The following is a 16,056-nucleotide window of genomic DNA, read 5'->3' as shown; positions in this document are numbered from 1 at the left end:
GCACCATGAGAAAAGGAACTTATATGAAGCATCAATACATCAAACTTCTCCCTATGGTTGCAAGTCTGGCATTCGCCGTGTCTACATCCTCGCATGCCGAGAGTATTATTGCGGGTAGCCTATCTAAAGAAGACTTGGTCACACTCAAAGGGACTTCCAGTGATACCGGTAACCAACTCGCACGCGACCGAGTGAGTACCGATTCATCAACTTACGATCGTTTGCAATTCACCGAGAAACAAGCGTATGACTTCAAGGCCGAACGTCAACTTCCAAGCTACCTAGCTCTTAAAGTGACTTCATCCTCGCGTTTGAAGGTGATGCCGGACATGCGCATCCGATTTTCAGTCAAGAAAGGAAGTTTGATGGAGAATATGGGGGTGCTATTTAGTCATACGACGGACGGCAAGCCGTATTTTCATAAGAACTTCCCAGACTCATTACGTTTTTACAACGATTTCTATATTACGGGCGACAACGTTGCCGATCTGATGAATCAGATGATTGAGCCATGGCGTGAGAAACATGCTGCTCACGCATATGCGCATCTGAATAACATCGTTGAGTTCACTGTTTCGAATTGATAGGCGACGACCATGACCAATAAACTTCTTATAGCATCAAGCATTGCGGCAGCTCTCATCCTAAGCGGGTGCGCGTCGTATAACGAAATTGAAGAAACCCAGAGCCGAGTAGAGAAAGATATCGCGCAAGAAATGCGACTTATCGATGCGCTTAAGTCAGACAAGCCGCGATACTCGAACGTTACGGTAACCAACAAACTGTTCGTTGCACCAACGAATCGTGAAGAGGCCGCAAAGCCTAGCTGGTGGTTTGATCCTCTCAAGGGTGGTAAAGGCAACAACGTATCACTTAACCAAGCGGTGAACATGGTGTTGGATGGGGATGTGAACGTTAAATACGGCCGCAACATCGACAAAAACAAGAGAATTTCGTTCTCCGGTCGCACAGTCGGAGATGCCATTGAATCAATCGCCAGTGCATCAGGGTATTCATATCAAATTGCCTCAAGCAATAAGCTGTCGTGGAGCATGTATGAAACTCGCTCTTTCTCTATTGCAACAACCCACGGCACGGACTATTACGGTCAGGGCAAAGGCAAAGGTGAGTCAAGTAGTGATGACAAGAGCATTTCGTCGAACTCGGAATACGTTAATGCAGTAGGAGAAATTGACGCTCTGGATGAGGTATATAGAGAGTTGCTGACGTATTCGAGCTTTCGTAAGCCGGTGGCATTGACTACGATGAGCTACAACGACTATCCATTACCACCGATTGAAACTGTGTACGATGAGGATGGAGGCACATCCAGCAGTGCGACCACAACATCGAACTCGAACACCTCACAAAAACCGGAAGACATCGCAGACAAAGATATTCCAATTTACCTGAACCGAGCGACATCGACAATTACCGTGCGTGATACGCCTGCAGTACTCGATGAAATGGAAAAAATTGTCGCTGAGCGAAATCGTCTGTTCAGAACGAACGTGTATCTAGAAATAGACATTATCGAGGTAAAACTGACTAACGAAGGTTCTCAAGCCTTCGATGTGTCTACCGTGGTGAGTGACATTGGTGACGCCATTATAAAAACGGGGGTGAACACTGGTACCGCCGCAAGTCAAATCGGGCGAGCGTCCACAACGTTGCCGACTAATGTGATTTCAGCAGAAATTACTGGTGGGAAGTTCAGTGGTACAGAATTGCTGATGGAAGCACTTTCCTACTATGGCGCAGTGTCGAGTCGTACCATGCCGCGTACAACCATGCAGCCCAACACGCTTTCGAAGCTACAAGATATTGAGAATTTCTACTTCATCTCTGAGCGTGCAGCGACGAACACCGCGAACGTCGGAACAGAGCTGACCATTGAACAAGAGAACCAAGATGTTGGCTTTAGCTTGTATGTGTTACCAACAATCTTTGAACACGATGTCACTATTCGTATGGCAACTAACATTTCATCGTTGCTAGAGCTGACGCGTAACGGCGATACGTCCACGGACAGTGATAGCGGTAGCGACAGTGTTTCAACGTACGTCGAGTCTCCACGCACATCAAAGAAAGACTTTATGTCCAAGTTCACTGTAAGAGCAGGAGATACGATGGTGTTAAGTGGACTAAGCCGTGAAATTAAGCAGCTAAGACGTGGTAAGGGTATTTCTGAACTGATTGCATCGAGCGAGTTTGGTAAATCTGAACGTATTGAGACGATTATTACCATCACGCCGTACATCTACCGCCCAAGAGCGTAAGGAAGGCGGTATGTTTAGGTATCCAAGTAGTATCGTAACAAGCAAAGAGTACAGCTATGTCAACGCTAAATCACTTAGCGATCGCGATGCCCGTAAGCTTGCTTCGAAAGGTGAATTAAAGTACGCACTCCATGAGCGGCGCCAACTTTGGCGACTGGTTGGTAGAAAATCTAGTGCGATCTACATGGCGAAGAAAGAAGGTGTTGTACTGCCAAGTTATGTACTTGATCAGATAGGAAAGAGCGGTGTGAGAGTTGATGGCGCCGTTGTATATGCGGAAAGTCTCGGTAAACAACTCGCACTTATCGTGTATAGCGGAGATAGGGAGCTTCTGCTTGATTGGATCTTTGATTTTGATGTGAGTGATCCGGAGTCTATTGGCATAGAAGTGCAAGCGGCGCTGGCTACGATCAGTGATTCAAAGGTCAACATGTTTATCTGTAATGGCCACCAGATGGTTGATTCAGAGCATTATATACAGCTGGCAAATGAAGAAGGACGGGCTAGTTATCTAAACTTTCGCAAAGATGTTATCGGTACTTCGATTGTCCTCGATAAAGACGGATTGAGCTTTGACGGTCATACGATTTCGTGGGGGATAGAGGCAGACCATAACACCGCGGGAGAAAATAATGCATCACATAGTGCGGAGCAGCCGACTAATGATGAAGACAAAACATGGGTTTGCCGGACACTGCCAAACGGATTCCTAACAGAGCTGACTATTGATGAGCTGTTCCAAAAACCTTGTAGAGCCCAAGCGCCTAGATTGGTGAAGATAGCGACGTTACAAAAGCAACAACGTCGAGTCTACTACAGCTACTTAGGTACAGTGGGCGGCGTGATTGCAGCTGTTAACTTCGCTCAATATAGCGCTCAACAGGCGCGTATTGCAGAGCAAGAAGCACTCAAGAAGCGACAACTAGTTGTGGAAGACCCATGGAGAAAATATCGCAACGACATCACCAATGGCTCGAAGAATCTTCAAGCAGAGTTTGGATTAAAAGGTGTATCACGAGCTCTTCAAGTGATCAGTACGGCAAATACACCTAGAGCTGGTCAAAAACCTCTCGGCTGGGAAGTTGGCGAAATGGTCGTTACAGGCCCTGTGATAACTATAACGCCATATTCGATGGGGGGGTCATATACAGATCTTAAAGAGTTCGTTGAAAAACGGAGAGCTTCGTTTCGACTTCGTTTCAATGAAACCGGTGCCCACGTCGACTCTGCGATACCACCCGTCAGGATCAATGAGAAGCCATATATATCCAGTGCGGAAGATGAGACCAGCTATATAGCAGATGCTGTGAGCTGGTTATTTGAGGACGTCACTGTGACAACCGATAACCGCGCCGTGAACGGTGAGGGCGTTGGTCAATATCGTGTTCATTTAGTTAAGTTGGCGTTCTCATGTTGGCTGTCTGAAGATTTTGAATATCTTGCGACACAGTTTGCTTATCGCAATTACTCATTACATTCCATAAAACTAAAGAACGAAGCATTAACCCGATTTGATGAAGAAGGCAACGTAATCGAAAACAATAAGTGCGATTTCGGCTATTCGGGCGATTTGTTCATTCAAGTATTCGGCAAGTAGGTAGGAGTGCCTCATGGTATCTAGCAAAGGCCGCAAGGCCAAAGAAAAAAACGGAAGCAAAGACAAGGACGATCAGAACAAGAAGGCCGGAAACAAAGCCTTTAAAATCGGATTGATAGTCATCATGTTGAGCTACAGTGTCTACGTTGTTCTAGACGAAATGGGATGGTTGGAGTTTGACTCTGAGTCGGGCTCTACCGCATCAGCATCGCTTACACTTGGAGATACGGCTTCGAGTGCTTCAGTGAGCGGTACGCAAAACGTGAATAATGCGCCCGTTGCACAGGAAAGTCGAAGCAGCTTTCAAGCAAAGGATGTCCCTTTAGTGGATGTGCAAAGCTTCGACAAACTGTCAGCTCTCTATCTTTTATCTGAACGAGTGCAAACATCGAACAAACCCGCAGCTGAGTTGTACGGCTTGACGAGATTATCAATCCACGCAAAGAGAAACCAAGCAATAGAGACGGAGCTGTTGGCTAAAAAGTCCAAGTTTGAGCTTGAGTATCAAAAGAACCAGTCAGAGATCAAAGATATCGTTGACGGTAAGCCAGTTAAAGAGTCTAGTCCTAGCCAATCACAGCAATTCCCGCCTGACTATCCAAGCAACAGTGGATATCCCATCGACATGGGGCAAGACCTAACTCAAGGCGTGCCAAAAACGGATGCTAGTGCCAGTCTTGGTGCAGAAGATGAAGATTTATCTAAGCAAGTCTACCTACCTACAAATTTTGTGCTGAGAGGAATGGTCAACGATCGAGCAAGTTTAGCGATCAAGGGTAAGACATACGATTCAGTTCGTCGTGGACAACGAGTGTTGGCAAGGTTTGAAATCACTCAATTCAACTACGAATTAGACTGCGTCACTATCAAAGATACTGTCGATGATTCGAGCTTCATTACATGCTTGAACTAGGCCATTTAAGATTAGATTAAGGAGCTCTAAATAATGAGTAATGATGTTGACACTTCGTTTGAGCAGCACTTTTCTGACGAACTTGGTGCGGTGACGCAGACTGTGATGGACGATGCGTGGATCTCTGAACCGTCAGAGACATTCATGGATACACATCATGAAGAGGTATCCAATGATGTTGAACCCACAATAGACCTCGGAGAGAACGCAGCAGCACTAAAGCAGCGTAGCGAAAAAAGCTATGCGGTAGACCAAGTGAATATGGATGCTTTGGAAGAAGTAACCCCAACAATGCCATCCGCGCTTCGCAGTGTTCTACCGCTAAAGGATGGTCGAGTTTTGATAGCACGAACCGCCATGCGCGAGTTCTTTCCACAAGCCCAGCTACTAAAGAGTGCCATTCAGAAACACTATCAACAACAGGTCAGATTTGAGACAGCCGATGAAGCATTATTAGAACAGTTATCCATTACTGTTCAAGAGCAAGCATCGCTGAATGACTCAAATAAGTCTGAGCAAACGAAGTACATGGCAAAGGAGCAGTTTGAGAAACTGGTGCAATATGGTTACGAGAACAAAGCTACTGATATGGAAATGGTGCTCGGGTCAAAGTTGGTGGTTAACTACCGCGTCGATAAAATCATGCAAAAGTCGATGAAGCGAGTGATTGGTGGTGAAATGGGTGAACGGATAATCGTCCAAGCTATCAACACCAACAAAGGCGGTGGGGACGTCAACTATGACACGCCCCAATCACTGCGTTTTAAAGTCACCGTAAAAGAACACAATGGTAACGAGAAGCAGATTCAGCTGCGTGCGGAAAAAGTACCAATTGAAATTGAGGGTGAAAAACAAGCGCTCGGCTTGTTTGTTCGCTTGGTAGAGACAGACAAACCCAAAACCCTTGAAGAGCTTGGCGTTGATACGCCGATACGTACTGCAATGAAACGTGCGTTCAACAAGCCGAAAGGGTTGATACTGGTTACCGGCCCAACCTCAAGTGGTAAAACAACATTGCTCGGCGGTGCGATACACTATTTCCCCAAACACTTGTCTGGTCGGACTGTTGAAGATCCCGTCGAGCTCAATCTCCATGGCGTAAACGAGCACATCACACAGTCGAGCGTAGGACACGAGCAGTGGGATATCTACTTGCAGTCGATGTTAAGGCAGGACCCGAACATGATATTGCTGGGCGAGGTCCGATCTTTATCGCAGGCCATTACTCTTCTAACCGCAGCCAATACAGGCCACTTGAGTGTGTCGACGATGCACACCAATGACGTAGTGGGGATTGTGACACGACTCCTAGATATGGGAGTAGAGCAGAAAGATTTGGCAATAGATGGATTGCTCAAACTGCTTGTAGGAACTCGACTGGTTTCGAAAACATGCCAATCGTGCGCGTTAACATTTGACGAACTTGATGAAGACAGAAAGCAAGTCATCACAAAGGTCTTTGATCAACAGCATTTGGGCTCAATGCGGTTCGTAAATAGTGACGCGATGCCTTGCCATAACCACCAGAATCCTCAAGAGTGCGGATGCAACGGTGGCGTACGCGGTATGGTTGGCGTAACGGAGTTTGTGGAGCCAACACCGGCAATGATCAATCGCATCAGAGAACATGGCGCTGAAGGTTTGCACAAATGGTTGAAAGACCGTGGTTGGAAATCAATGGTCGACATTGGTCGGTACAAGGTGGAAAAAGGTCTCATTGATCCGTTTTACGCCAACGTGGAGGTAGAAGGTATCTTAGATACTGTCGCAGACGACCCTAGCTTTGGAGAGAGCTACGGTATTGAGTACGAACATGGCACAGTTTAGAGGGTGAAGTGATGGACATTGGATTCTACCTAAAGCAGTGGCTTAATTCCGGTGTTGATGATACGGAAGATTTGGCACTGACCAACATTGTCCCGCTCTATAAAGCGCTATGGATAAAGACGCGCTTTACTCGAGCAAAGCAATCCAAATTCCTTGAACATTTCCTGTCGATAAAGGGCGAATCAATTCACGCCAAAAAGAATGTCGAAGTGATTGAGTTAATGGCGATGCTGTATCAAGAGGCAGATACGCTTGATGCACCAATTATGAGAGCGGTATTGGTGGTACTCAACGAGCGGCTCGGGGAGGGACTGCCAATGCATACCGCTATGGCGGATATGTTCGATACGAGTTTTGTAATGATCATGGGCGCAGCCGGAAAAAAATCTAAGCAACAAGAAACTGGAATGCAGGAAAAGTTTAATCGCGCCATTAAACAGGCGACAGATGACACTATTGCCATCGCAGCGGTGCGTCGAAATACGACACTAAAGGTGACCGTAAGCGTAGCACTGTTGATGGGTTCATTGGTTGTGAGCAACCTTGGTTCACAGTATTACGCCCAAGTGAAACAGGAAAATGCATCAGCAGATCGTTTCATCGACGTTCCAACAACGCTCTTTGCGCTCGGTGAAATATTTGTCGCCTATGCGCCCATTGCAATGCTGATTCTGTTTGCCTGCTACATTTTGCAGCACTACTTCATTAAGAATTACATGGGGGAGTTCCGACAGGCACTCGATACATACTGGCCACCATTCATTCTGTATCGATTCTTCTCGGGTCTGAATATTTTTTCGGGTTTAACTTTGTTGATTAGTTACATTGGGTACGAATCACAAGAAGCGGTCGACAGTATCTACGAAACTGCTTCTGAATATGAACGGCACCACTTGCGCATCATGAGAGATAAGCTGGGTGAGGGGGAAAGTGGTACACGTCAACTTGATACGGGGCTTTTAACCAAGGATTTACAACTAACTCTACGTATGGCCGGTCAGGGTGAGTCATCGAGTGTTCGTACGGCGCTACAGATCATTGACTCACAGGGTAAGGAATCGATCATCAAAAAACTGAAGACGACCTCAACGTTCTTCATGGTGGTGATTGTTATGATAGCGGTCATCATTTCCATTCAAATCCTAGCGACATCAGCACTGCTCTTTCAGGCTTCTGCTGGGTTATAGCCCAAAAAAAAGTGGCACGAGCTATAACATTAAAATAGAATATGTAGTATATTATTTTTCATCCAATCCAGAAAAAGGGAATAAGAAATGGGACCACTTAACATTAGTCAAGTCGGTGACAAAGCCGGCGCTGTGGAACAAAAAGAAAGCGTAAAGCGCTCAGCCATTGGTCGTCGCAAGCGTCAAGGCGGATTTGCGGGGTTTGGTATTCTTGAGTACTCGGTAATTGGTGCAGGTATTGTTGCTTTTTTGGTTACGCTAATTCTACCAAGTATCAAAAACTTTAATGATAACCAAACCGCAAACGATATTATGTTTGCAATTACAACCGTCTCGCAAGCGGCTTATGACTCCCCATATGGAATCGCGAATGACTATTCGGGTTCAACAGCCAGTGATTTGGATAGCTTTTTACCAGAAGGGTTCTCATGGCGTCGCAAAAATGGTCAGACACTGACGTATTCACCAAACTCGAATCCAACTAAATTTGATCTATCGATTGCAATTCCGAACGAACGAGTGCTGGACCGTGTTGAAGCCAAATACGACGCGTCACAATACAGTGTAAGCGGTACAACGATTACGGTTACAGGACCGTAATGTTGTATGGGCCATAGTAAAAAATCAAAAGGGTTTATAGGAGCTGGAATGCTAATGTTTGCCATTCTAGCTCTCACACTAGTGACCTTTTCTTTTCAATGGTTAACGGTAGAAACACGCAAAGCAAAGGCGCGCAATTACCAACAGATGGCTGAAAGTCATATGGCCATATTGCGGAGTCTGGGTGATTATTTTTTTGTCGATTGCATGGATGACGGACAAGTCGCGTCGGTGACGGTGGAAGAACTCATGACTCTCGGCTTCTTAAACCCAGCACTAATATATAATCCATACAACTTTAACTATGCCTTAAGCATCGACCGAGCGGCAACGTCATTTGATCCGTTGACTGGTCGAGCTCAGGCAGAGGGTTCGTCTGTAATGGTATTGACCGTGAGTGATAGCGCTGAACATAGAGACCATTTAGCTTTGGCTTATCGAGACAAAGAGATCAACTATTCACAGTTAAATGATGATTTAATTGTAAGAATGGATCTTAATGTGACAGATGAACAATTGGAACAGTACTATCTGTTGGGTGGAATGCAGCAAGATGGCACAGGACAAACGTATGTGTGCCGATGAGGTTGTATGGTTGAGATTAACCACATCGAAATAAGCAGCTTAAAAGATTCGTTGTATTGCCGAGGTTTCAGAGAACGATACAAGTATTTGTATCTGAACAAACAGCTACCTTCGGTCAGCGGCTTAGGCTCTGATTATGAAGTAGTGACCAAAGGCTTACTTGGGCGGATAACGCTGACTGAAGTGAGAAAACGGGCTACGTGTTGCCAACGCCAAGTGAGTATTGTCATTGAAATGGAAGCGCTAAGACGCTACTCCAAAAAAGTGTGTGACGTAATTTTCAAACAATTCGATATCATGCAGAAGCAACAACTGTTTGATAGCGATACCGTCTATTCTCACTTCAACAGCGGTCAAGATGTTGAGCGTGTTCGAAAGCTTGCACAACATCTCGCCATCGCGCCCAGTATCAAGTATGAGTACATAGGATATCGTTCAGTTACCTTGAACCTTAATAAGCGATTGATAAAAAAGAAGTTCGAGGTTGCCATGTATGAACTGGCTATGTCTGGACTTTTACCCCACATACTGAAACAGCAGTCACTCAGAGATGAGATCCATCAAGCACAACGTTACTTTACGCGTGAGAAGACGCTTGCAGAGTTAAACCAACAACTCGAAATCAGTTTAGAAGCATCCCGTAAGCACCTTTATCGGTTTGTGTTGAAACTTGAGTCGATCAACAGAAACCACCAGAAATTACGTCAAAACGGCTTGAGCGCTTAATTCGTCAGAATATCTTCATTGTTCAAACGTCGATTCATCGCGTTGGAAGCTCCCCCCTAATCATATGATTTACAATTAAGCAATCTATGAAATTTGTGGTACCATTTATTTTGTGTATGTGTGTGATAGGGAGAGTAAGGTGGACGTAACCTCAAACAAATTTGTAACCCTGTGTATGTTGTGCAGCGTGCTTGGAAGTATCGACATCGCTGTTGCAAATGACACAGGTGTCAAAGCGGCGGCTGAAACTCAGTCACGCTATAAAGAACTGGCAACCGATACCATAAAGGAACTGCAACTTGTTCAAGCGGCGCTCAAAAATGCCTACGTTGATCAAAATGGCGCATGGCCGACGAACTTGAGCGGTCTGAGTAGTTACTACACTGGCTCATTTCAGACGCCCGTCGGTACCATCCAAGGTACTCAGTCGACCAGCGGCTACGAGCTCTATATTGATACCGCGAATCTAGACGCCAAGCTAAAAGCACAAATCTCAACTATGTTGGCAAGAAACAACGGCGGATTTAATGGCAACCGAGCTATCATGCAAGTGGAAACGCCCCAAGCCGCCGCTATTGTGCGCTCATCTCTGTCTCGCTTCGCCGACCCATCGGGCACCGGTGAGCTCAACACCATGTACACCGACCTTCTGATGAACGGCAACAACATCGCCGGACTCAACGACCTCAATGCGTCCAACGTCATCGCCAACAGCGCCACAATCGGTCAGTTGGTCAATACTCAACTCACCAGTGATACGGCCAACATCGGTACCGCTATCATCACGCAGGCCAATCTCACCAATGCCAATATCGATACCGCGCTGATTGACACCGCGACCGTCGACATGGCGACAATCGACACCGCGGCGATTTCTACGTTAAACGGGGATGTGGCCAGCTTTGCGACGCTGACCAGCACTACCGCCACTCTAGACCAAGCGGATGTCAATGTGCTAAACGCTAACACGGTCAATGCGGCGCTGGCAGCACTCGATGATGCGACGATAGCGAACACGCTGACGGTGAACGGCGCGGCGCTGTTTGGAGATTCGGTGACCATTGCGGGAAATACGAATTTAGGTGGTAACTTGTACAGCAATGGCGCCTTGGTCATCGATAACGCAGGCAAGCTGTATTACCAAGGTCAGGATTTGGATACCCGTTTTCTGGGCATCACGGATACCGCGGCTAACGCCGACATGCTTGGTGGCGTAAATGCAGCGAACTTTGCGCGCAAGGATGTCACTAACGTCTTCACTGCGCCACAAACATTCAATAATGGAATTACGGTCAATGGTTCAGGCATTAAGACCAATACATTGGATGCGAGTGGTAACATCTACACTAATAATATGTACGTGCGGTCACGAAGTACTTGGATTTCAAGCACAATCGATAAAGCGAACAGTGCTTACACGAGAGTGGGAGCGTTGGAGCAAAAGGTTAATGCTGGCGCATTGAGCAACAAAATGGGTGGATGGGTTGTCACTGCTCAATCCAGCTCTTGTAGTCAAAGACCGTTTGCAGGAATTAAGGTAGATGGCGATCCTACAGGCTCATGTGTTGTTGGCACGATATTGCAAAGGTCGCGCCACTACACCAGCTCAAACGACAACGATTATTGTAGGCTTACGCAGTGGACATGTCAGTGATCGCCGAAAACATCAATAGAAGCCGAGCATAAGCTCGGCTTTTTAGTCTCTTGAAGTTGGCTGTGCAATTGGTTACTCATTGTTACTGAATTTGTGATAGTATTATTTTTGTGTATTCGGTATGCAGTTCTGCTGCAAAGGAGAGACAATGAAGTTAGCAAATAGTAGCCTCGTTATGTGCGTAGGACTGTCGATAGGTTTAGTGGGATTCTCCGCACACGCTGAGCAAGCGGGTGTAAACGTTGCAGCGCAAACGCAGGAACGGTTTAGAGAGCTCGCGCACTTGACCATGAAGGAGATGCAACTGGTGCAGTCAGGCCTCAAGCACTTCTATGTGAATAGCAGTGGTGCATGGCCAACAAGCCTTGCCAGCATCAACACGTACTATTCGGGAGAGTACGGCACACCCATTGGGAAGATACAGGGAATTCAAGTTACCAATGGCTATGAGTTATACATCGACACAGCCAATCTAGACCCCAAACTAAAAGCTATGCTCAGTACTGAGTTGGCTAAACAAAGTGGCGGCTTCAGCGGTAATCGTGTGGTCATGAGGGTAGAAGCTCCACAAGCCGCTGCGATTGTGCGTTCGTCGTTATCTCGTTTTGCTGATCCGTCGGGAACCGGCGAACTCAATACCATGTATACCGATCTCCTGATGAATGGGAACAACTTGGACGGTGTGAATGATCTTAATGCGTCAAATGTCATCGCCAATAGCGCCACAATTAGTCAGCTAACCAACACGCAACTGACCAGTGATTCGGCCACCATAGGCAATGCAGCTATCACGCAAGCAAACCTCACCAACGCCAGTATCGATAGTGCGCTCATTGATGCCGCGACGATTGATATGGCGACCATTGATACTGCGGCGATTTCAATGCTCAATGGTAATGTTGCCACTATCGACTCACTGACGAGTACTACAGCGAATGTGACGAGTGCTACGATTGGTGATGCCCAAGTGAATGTGCTTGATGCCAACTCATTGAAAGCGGTGATTGGTCAGATAGACGACCTTTCCATTGCCAATGCACTATCTGTTCAAGGTAGCGCGTTGTTTGGCGGGGCGGTAAGCATAGGCGGTGATGCCAATCTGGCGGGAAGCTTGTACAGTAATGGTACGTTGGTCGTCGATAGAGTTGGCAAGGTTTACTACGAAGGACAAGATTTGGATGCTCGTTTCTTGGGTATCACGGATACTGCAACCAATGCTGATATGTTGGGTGGCGTTAACTCGGCAAACTTTGCCCGCCGAGACGTGGCCAATGTATTTGCGGCGCCGCAAACATTTAATAATGGCATCACAGTGAGCGGTTCGGGCATTAAAACGAATACATTGGATGCCAGTGGTAACATTTACACGAACAACATGTACGTTAAGTCACGCAGCACTTGGATATCAAGCGTTATCGACAGTGCTAATGATGTCAAAAATCGGGTTGGGGCATTGGAAAACTCATTAGCAAGCCAAGCTACAACTGGTACGTGGCGGTTTGTCGGTGGTTCAAATAATGCGAGTTGGGCAATGTCGCAATACTTCTCTGGCAATAAGTCGATTACCGTGGTGTACAATAGTGTCACAGGCATGAAATGCCCAATCAAAGGCGAGTGGGCAGCGCAATCCGGTGAAATGTGCAATGGAAGCAACAGCAATAACACAACATGTACAACTGGATTGATGCTGTGGCATTGTGATTAGCGACCAGTAAACACAATCAATTAAGACCAAGCGTAACCAAGCTTGGTCTTTTTTTTGGAGTGACCAACTACTAAAGAGTGCGATCTGTCTGGTCATAGGCCGCCAATTCTTTTTCCCGCATCGCTCTCGTTTCCACAAGGTCATATACGTCGATATGAAGAGTAGTCCCTTGTGTGCCCACGCCAATGAAATCTTCACCATGAGTTATGGTGACACGCCAAAAGGCATGGCCCATAAGGGACATGCAATCAAAGTACCCAAAGGACGTTTGGACTCGTTCATGGACAGCTTGATGGTAGTCTTCATCGTAGTGATAAGAAGGGAAGTTGAGGATTTCCCTTTGGCGAGCGACGCGAACGAGCGTCCCGTATTGGGATTCACAATAGCGCTCAGCAATAATGCGTGGTTTACGGACTGTGCGGTCAACTAATCCATGGTGAAACCGCACTTTCCAGCGAAGCGGAACCTGCAAATCATCATAGAGTTCGGTCAGATCGCGGTAGTCATTAAAATTGACGGTGTCGAGAGTTTTAGCAGTAACGGTATCGGTAGTGTCGATACGCGGCGCACAACCAGTAAGAGCGGTGATCGCAATAATAGAAAAAAGTAGCGGTTTCAATTGGGGTCCTCCTAGACAGTACGAATTAGCAGAGTGACATGGTAACGAGCGTGAGCATCGCCTCAATAGTGGGTAAAGCGCACAAATTCACATATCGCTCATTTCAAAAAATATGCTATATTATATTTCATTATACAACAACAATCACTGTTACTTGAATACATACTAGCATGAATAGACCGTACCAAGCACTACGTACCACCGAGTCATCCCTCACATCGAGAGCGCTATGAGAGCGAGGAAGTTTCTGTTTTTTCTTCTTTTTCTTTCTCTTCTCCCATTTCTGCGCGCGGCTTTGGCAGGGGAATTGACGCGGTTGCGTCGTGGTGTTGTAGTGCAGGGCGTTGCTAGTATGTATTCAAAATAGAGAGGGCGGCTAGGTATGGATGACCATAAGCAAGAAAGCATCGTCACGACATTCCGACAGCTGGTTGATGTCGCTGTGCCAAAACTGATTGCTGCACTCCAGCAATGTGAGTTCGGTACCGTGTCGGTGTATCACAGTGTGATGCCCGAGCGACGTGCGGTCGTTGCACATGTCGATGTTCAACCGGTTCCCCAAGAACAGGTTATCGAAAAGCTCGAGAAAGCCGTTCGCCCTCATTACCGTAGCGATGACACCCCATACACGCCTCGACTCAATGGATTAATCCAAGTGAAAGGTCCGATGGCTAATCAAGCGAAAGAGGCGGCGCTGGAAGTGAACCTGCTCAAACGCCGCTTTGGTGATGAGCTGAAAGATGCGTTCCCCAAGATGCACCACCGTGAACGCTTTTTGAAAAACAACTTCGAATCCCTCTGCACGCGCTCGGTACACCGCCAACTACTGATAGGCGGTAGCGACGTCATGAAGACGACGTTTCACTGGAGTGAGTGCAATTTAAAAGGCACCAAACTCAGTGACGCGCAAGCGTGTCGTCCCATATTGGCCTACTCATGCGATCCCGACAAAGTGCAGTCGCTGATTGAAATTATCGAACAGCGCATGAGTCACAGTGACCGATATCAGCTGGTTCACATTACCGAAGTACGGGTGCACCCCGTGCAGTACGTCAAATACGCCAAAGGCGATTCTTATCGTCGACAAGCTTATCGCAGTGGATTACCCCTGCTTGTGTTTGGAGAGCAATTGCTGGCGCCCTGTACATTGGAGCCCTTCGTACTGGGCGCAGAGCGCAAGCGCCAAAACAACGGACAGCGCTACGACTACGTTGAGATCTTGCCAGAATACGGCATCTATCAACGCGCACTGACCGATCAAGAGATGGAAGAGAAAGGAGGCAGCGCATGTTAAGGCGTCTACCGACAAATGTCATTCGGATCACGACGGAACAACTCAACGTCATTGCTAGAGAGACCGCAGAACTGATGCACTACAGCGCAATGGGCAGTCGTGCCATTGGAGAACAATTGATGAGTAAGTTTGCGGCCAGCATGCCCGAAATAAGCCGTGAAATGTGTGAAATTGCTATTGAAGATAGCTCGTACCTCTTCACTGGCCAGCTCTTTGCCAAACACGGCCTTATTCCTAACCAACGCGCACAAGAAACCGTGCGATTGGCGTACATGGATAAGATGACGAGTCGGTTCAATGAAATTCCCGAGCCGTTCGAACGTTATAAAGCGATCGAAGCTGCTGTCGCCGATATGACGTCGCTGCTCAATGAACCGCAGTGGCAGACATTGATGTCTAACACGGCCTTACAACGAGCGGTAAGGACCGAATACCACGTATGCGAAAGTTCCAAGGGGCTGTGCGTCGTCGCGTTGACTCAGACGCCGAATGAACCGCTACCAGCATTACAAGCGAAACTCGACAAGATGGTGGGGGAGCCCGTCACTAGGCTGACGTCCACCTTATCGGCCGATGAAATCAGCGGTTTTTTGCAAGTGCCAATCACCGACAAAATCAACCACGTCTACTTCAAGAACGAAGGGCCGACGTTGACGGTCAACATGTAACGGGGGAGCAGCTCATGGAAGCCAGTCAAATTGATGCTATGCCCCTTGTACACGCAGTAAGACAGTTGCTGTTAGAGAAAGAGGTGGTGGCTTATGATGTCGGGGCCTCTCTGTGGCATGCATACCCATCACTGCAACCCTCCATTGTGTGGCACTTAACGGAATTAGAAAAACAACGGGTATTCACTGAATACCTCGATACGCTTGCAAAAGGAACCGACCATCCGATACGGGATCTGTTCGAGTTGGACCGAAAAGCGGGACAAGCACAAACATTGGTAGAGTGCGCGCAAGAGTGCTGTGAAACGCTGAGTCACTCAACGCAGTTCGAGGCGTGTCAGCACAAAACGAGCGTTCCGCTGCCCAATGGCCAGTCGCTGGATGTGGGACTGAATACTGAAC

At 47.1% G+C, this 16,056-nt stretch carries 15 protein-coding genes; 14 read left to right on the top strand and 1 reads right to left on the bottom strand.

What is annotated here, in order from left to right; genetic code table 11:
* Positions 1-23 precede the first annotated feature (23 nt).
* The 11 genes from AC6R1O_RS05495 to AC6R1O_RS05445 all read left to right on the top strand — a co-directional run bounded on the left by AC6R1O_RS05495 (position 24) and on the right by AC6R1O_RS05445 (position 13,073).
* Positions 24-584: a hypothetical protein gene (locus tag AC6R1O_RS05495; protein WP_500656630.1), complete on the top strand. Its 561-nt coding sequence runs from the start codon at positions 24-26 to the stop codon at positions 582-584.
* A gap of 12 nt (positions 585-596) precedes the next feature.
* Positions 597-2,279: a secretin GspD/PilQ domain-containing protein gene (locus tag AC6R1O_RS05490; RefSeq protein WP_500656629.1), complete on the top strand. Its 1,683-nt coding sequence runs from the start codon at positions 597-599 to the stop codon at positions 2,277-2,279.
* Between the two features lie 10 nt (positions 2,280-2,289).
* Entirely contained in the window at positions 2,290-3,876 is a 1,587-nt protein-coding gene (locus AC6R1O_RS05485) for a hypothetical protein (RefSeq protein WP_500656628.1), read from the top strand.
* Positions 3,877-3,889: 13 nt separating this feature from the next.
* Positions 3,890-4,789 carry a hypothetical protein gene (locus tag AC6R1O_RS05480; RefSeq protein ID WP_500656627.1) on the top strand — a complete coding sequence of 300 codons (900 nt, stop codon included), beginning with the start codon at positions 3,890-3,892 and terminating at the stop codon, positions 4,787-4,789.
* Between the two features lie 33 nt (positions 4,790-4,822).
* Entirely contained in the window at positions 4,823-6,616 is a 1,794-nt protein-coding gene (locus tag AC6R1O_RS05475; RefSeq protein WP_500656626.1) for a GspE/PulE family protein, read from the top strand.
* Positions 6,617-6,627: 11 nt separating this feature from the next.
* On the top strand, positions 6,628-7,803 hold the full coding sequence (locus AC6R1O_RS05470; RefSeq protein ID WP_500656625.1) for a hypothetical protein: 1,176 nt from the start codon (positions 6,628-6,630) through the stop codon (positions 7,801-7,803).
* Positions 7,804-7,890: 87 nt separating this feature from the next.
* Complete coding sequence (locus tag AC6R1O_RS05465; protein ID WP_500656624.1) at positions 7,891-8,403, top strand: hypothetical protein; 513 nt, start codon at positions 7,891-7,893, stop codon at positions 8,401-8,403.
* 48 nt (positions 8,404-8,451) lie between these two features.
* Positions 8,452-8,988, top strand: coding sequence for a hypothetical protein (locus tag AC6R1O_RS05460; RefSeq protein ID WP_500656623.1), 537 nt, complete (start codon positions 8,452-8,454; stop codon positions 8,986-8,988).
* Between the two features lie 6 nt (positions 8,989-8,994).
* A complete protein-coding gene (locus AC6R1O_RS05455) occupies positions 8,995-9,714 on the top strand; it encodes a hypothetical protein (RefSeq protein WP_500656622.1) in 720 nt (239 codons plus the stop codon).
* Between the two features lie 139 nt (positions 9,715-9,853).
* Positions 9,854-11,368, top strand: coding sequence for a hypothetical protein (locus AC6R1O_RS05450; protein ID WP_500656621.1), 1,515 nt, complete (start codon positions 9,854-9,856; stop codon positions 11,366-11,368).
* A gap of 148 nt (positions 11,369-11,516) precedes the next feature.
* Positions 11,517-13,073, top strand: a complete 1,557-nt coding sequence (locus AC6R1O_RS05445) for a hypothetical protein (protein WP_500656620.1) — start codon at positions 11,517-11,519, stop codon at positions 13,071-13,073.
* 70 nt (positions 13,074-13,143) lie between these two features.
* On the opposite strand, the gene AC6R1O_RS05440 is transcribed toward AC6R1O_RS05445, so the two are convergent.
* Positions 13,144-13,692 (bottom strand): hypothetical protein, encoded by a 549-nt coding sequence (locus AC6R1O_RS05440; protein ID WP_500656619.1) that lies wholly within the window; start codon positions 13,690-13,692, stop codon positions 13,144-13,146.
* A gap of 382 nt (positions 13,693-14,074) precedes the next feature.
* On the opposite strand from AC6R1O_RS05440, the gene AC6R1O_RS05435 reads away from it, so the two are divergent.
* The 3 genes from AC6R1O_RS05435 to AC6R1O_RS05425 all read left to right on the top strand — a co-directional run.
* Entirely contained in the window at positions 14,075-14,986 is a 912-nt protein-coding gene (locus tag AC6R1O_RS05435) for a hypothetical protein (protein ID WP_500656618.1), read from the top strand.
* Complete coding sequence (locus tag AC6R1O_RS05430) at positions 14,980-15,654, top strand: hypothetical protein (RefSeq protein WP_500656617.1); 675 nt, start codon at positions 14,980-14,982, stop codon at positions 15,652-15,654. Before AC6R1O_RS05435 ends, AC6R1O_RS05430 begins: the two co-directional genes overlap by 7 nt.
* 14 nt (positions 15,655-15,668) lie before the next feature.
* Positions 15,669-16,056, top strand: a 388-nt coding sequence (locus AC6R1O_RS05425) for a hypothetical protein (RefSeq protein WP_500656616.1), incomplete at its 3' end; no start/stop codon positions are given.

This window comes from Vibrio sp. R11-SG3-ISO3-SZ (assembly GCF_059834345.1).
Note: the sequence above shows the minus strand (reverse complement) of the source record. Positions and strands in the feature narration are given on the sequence as shown.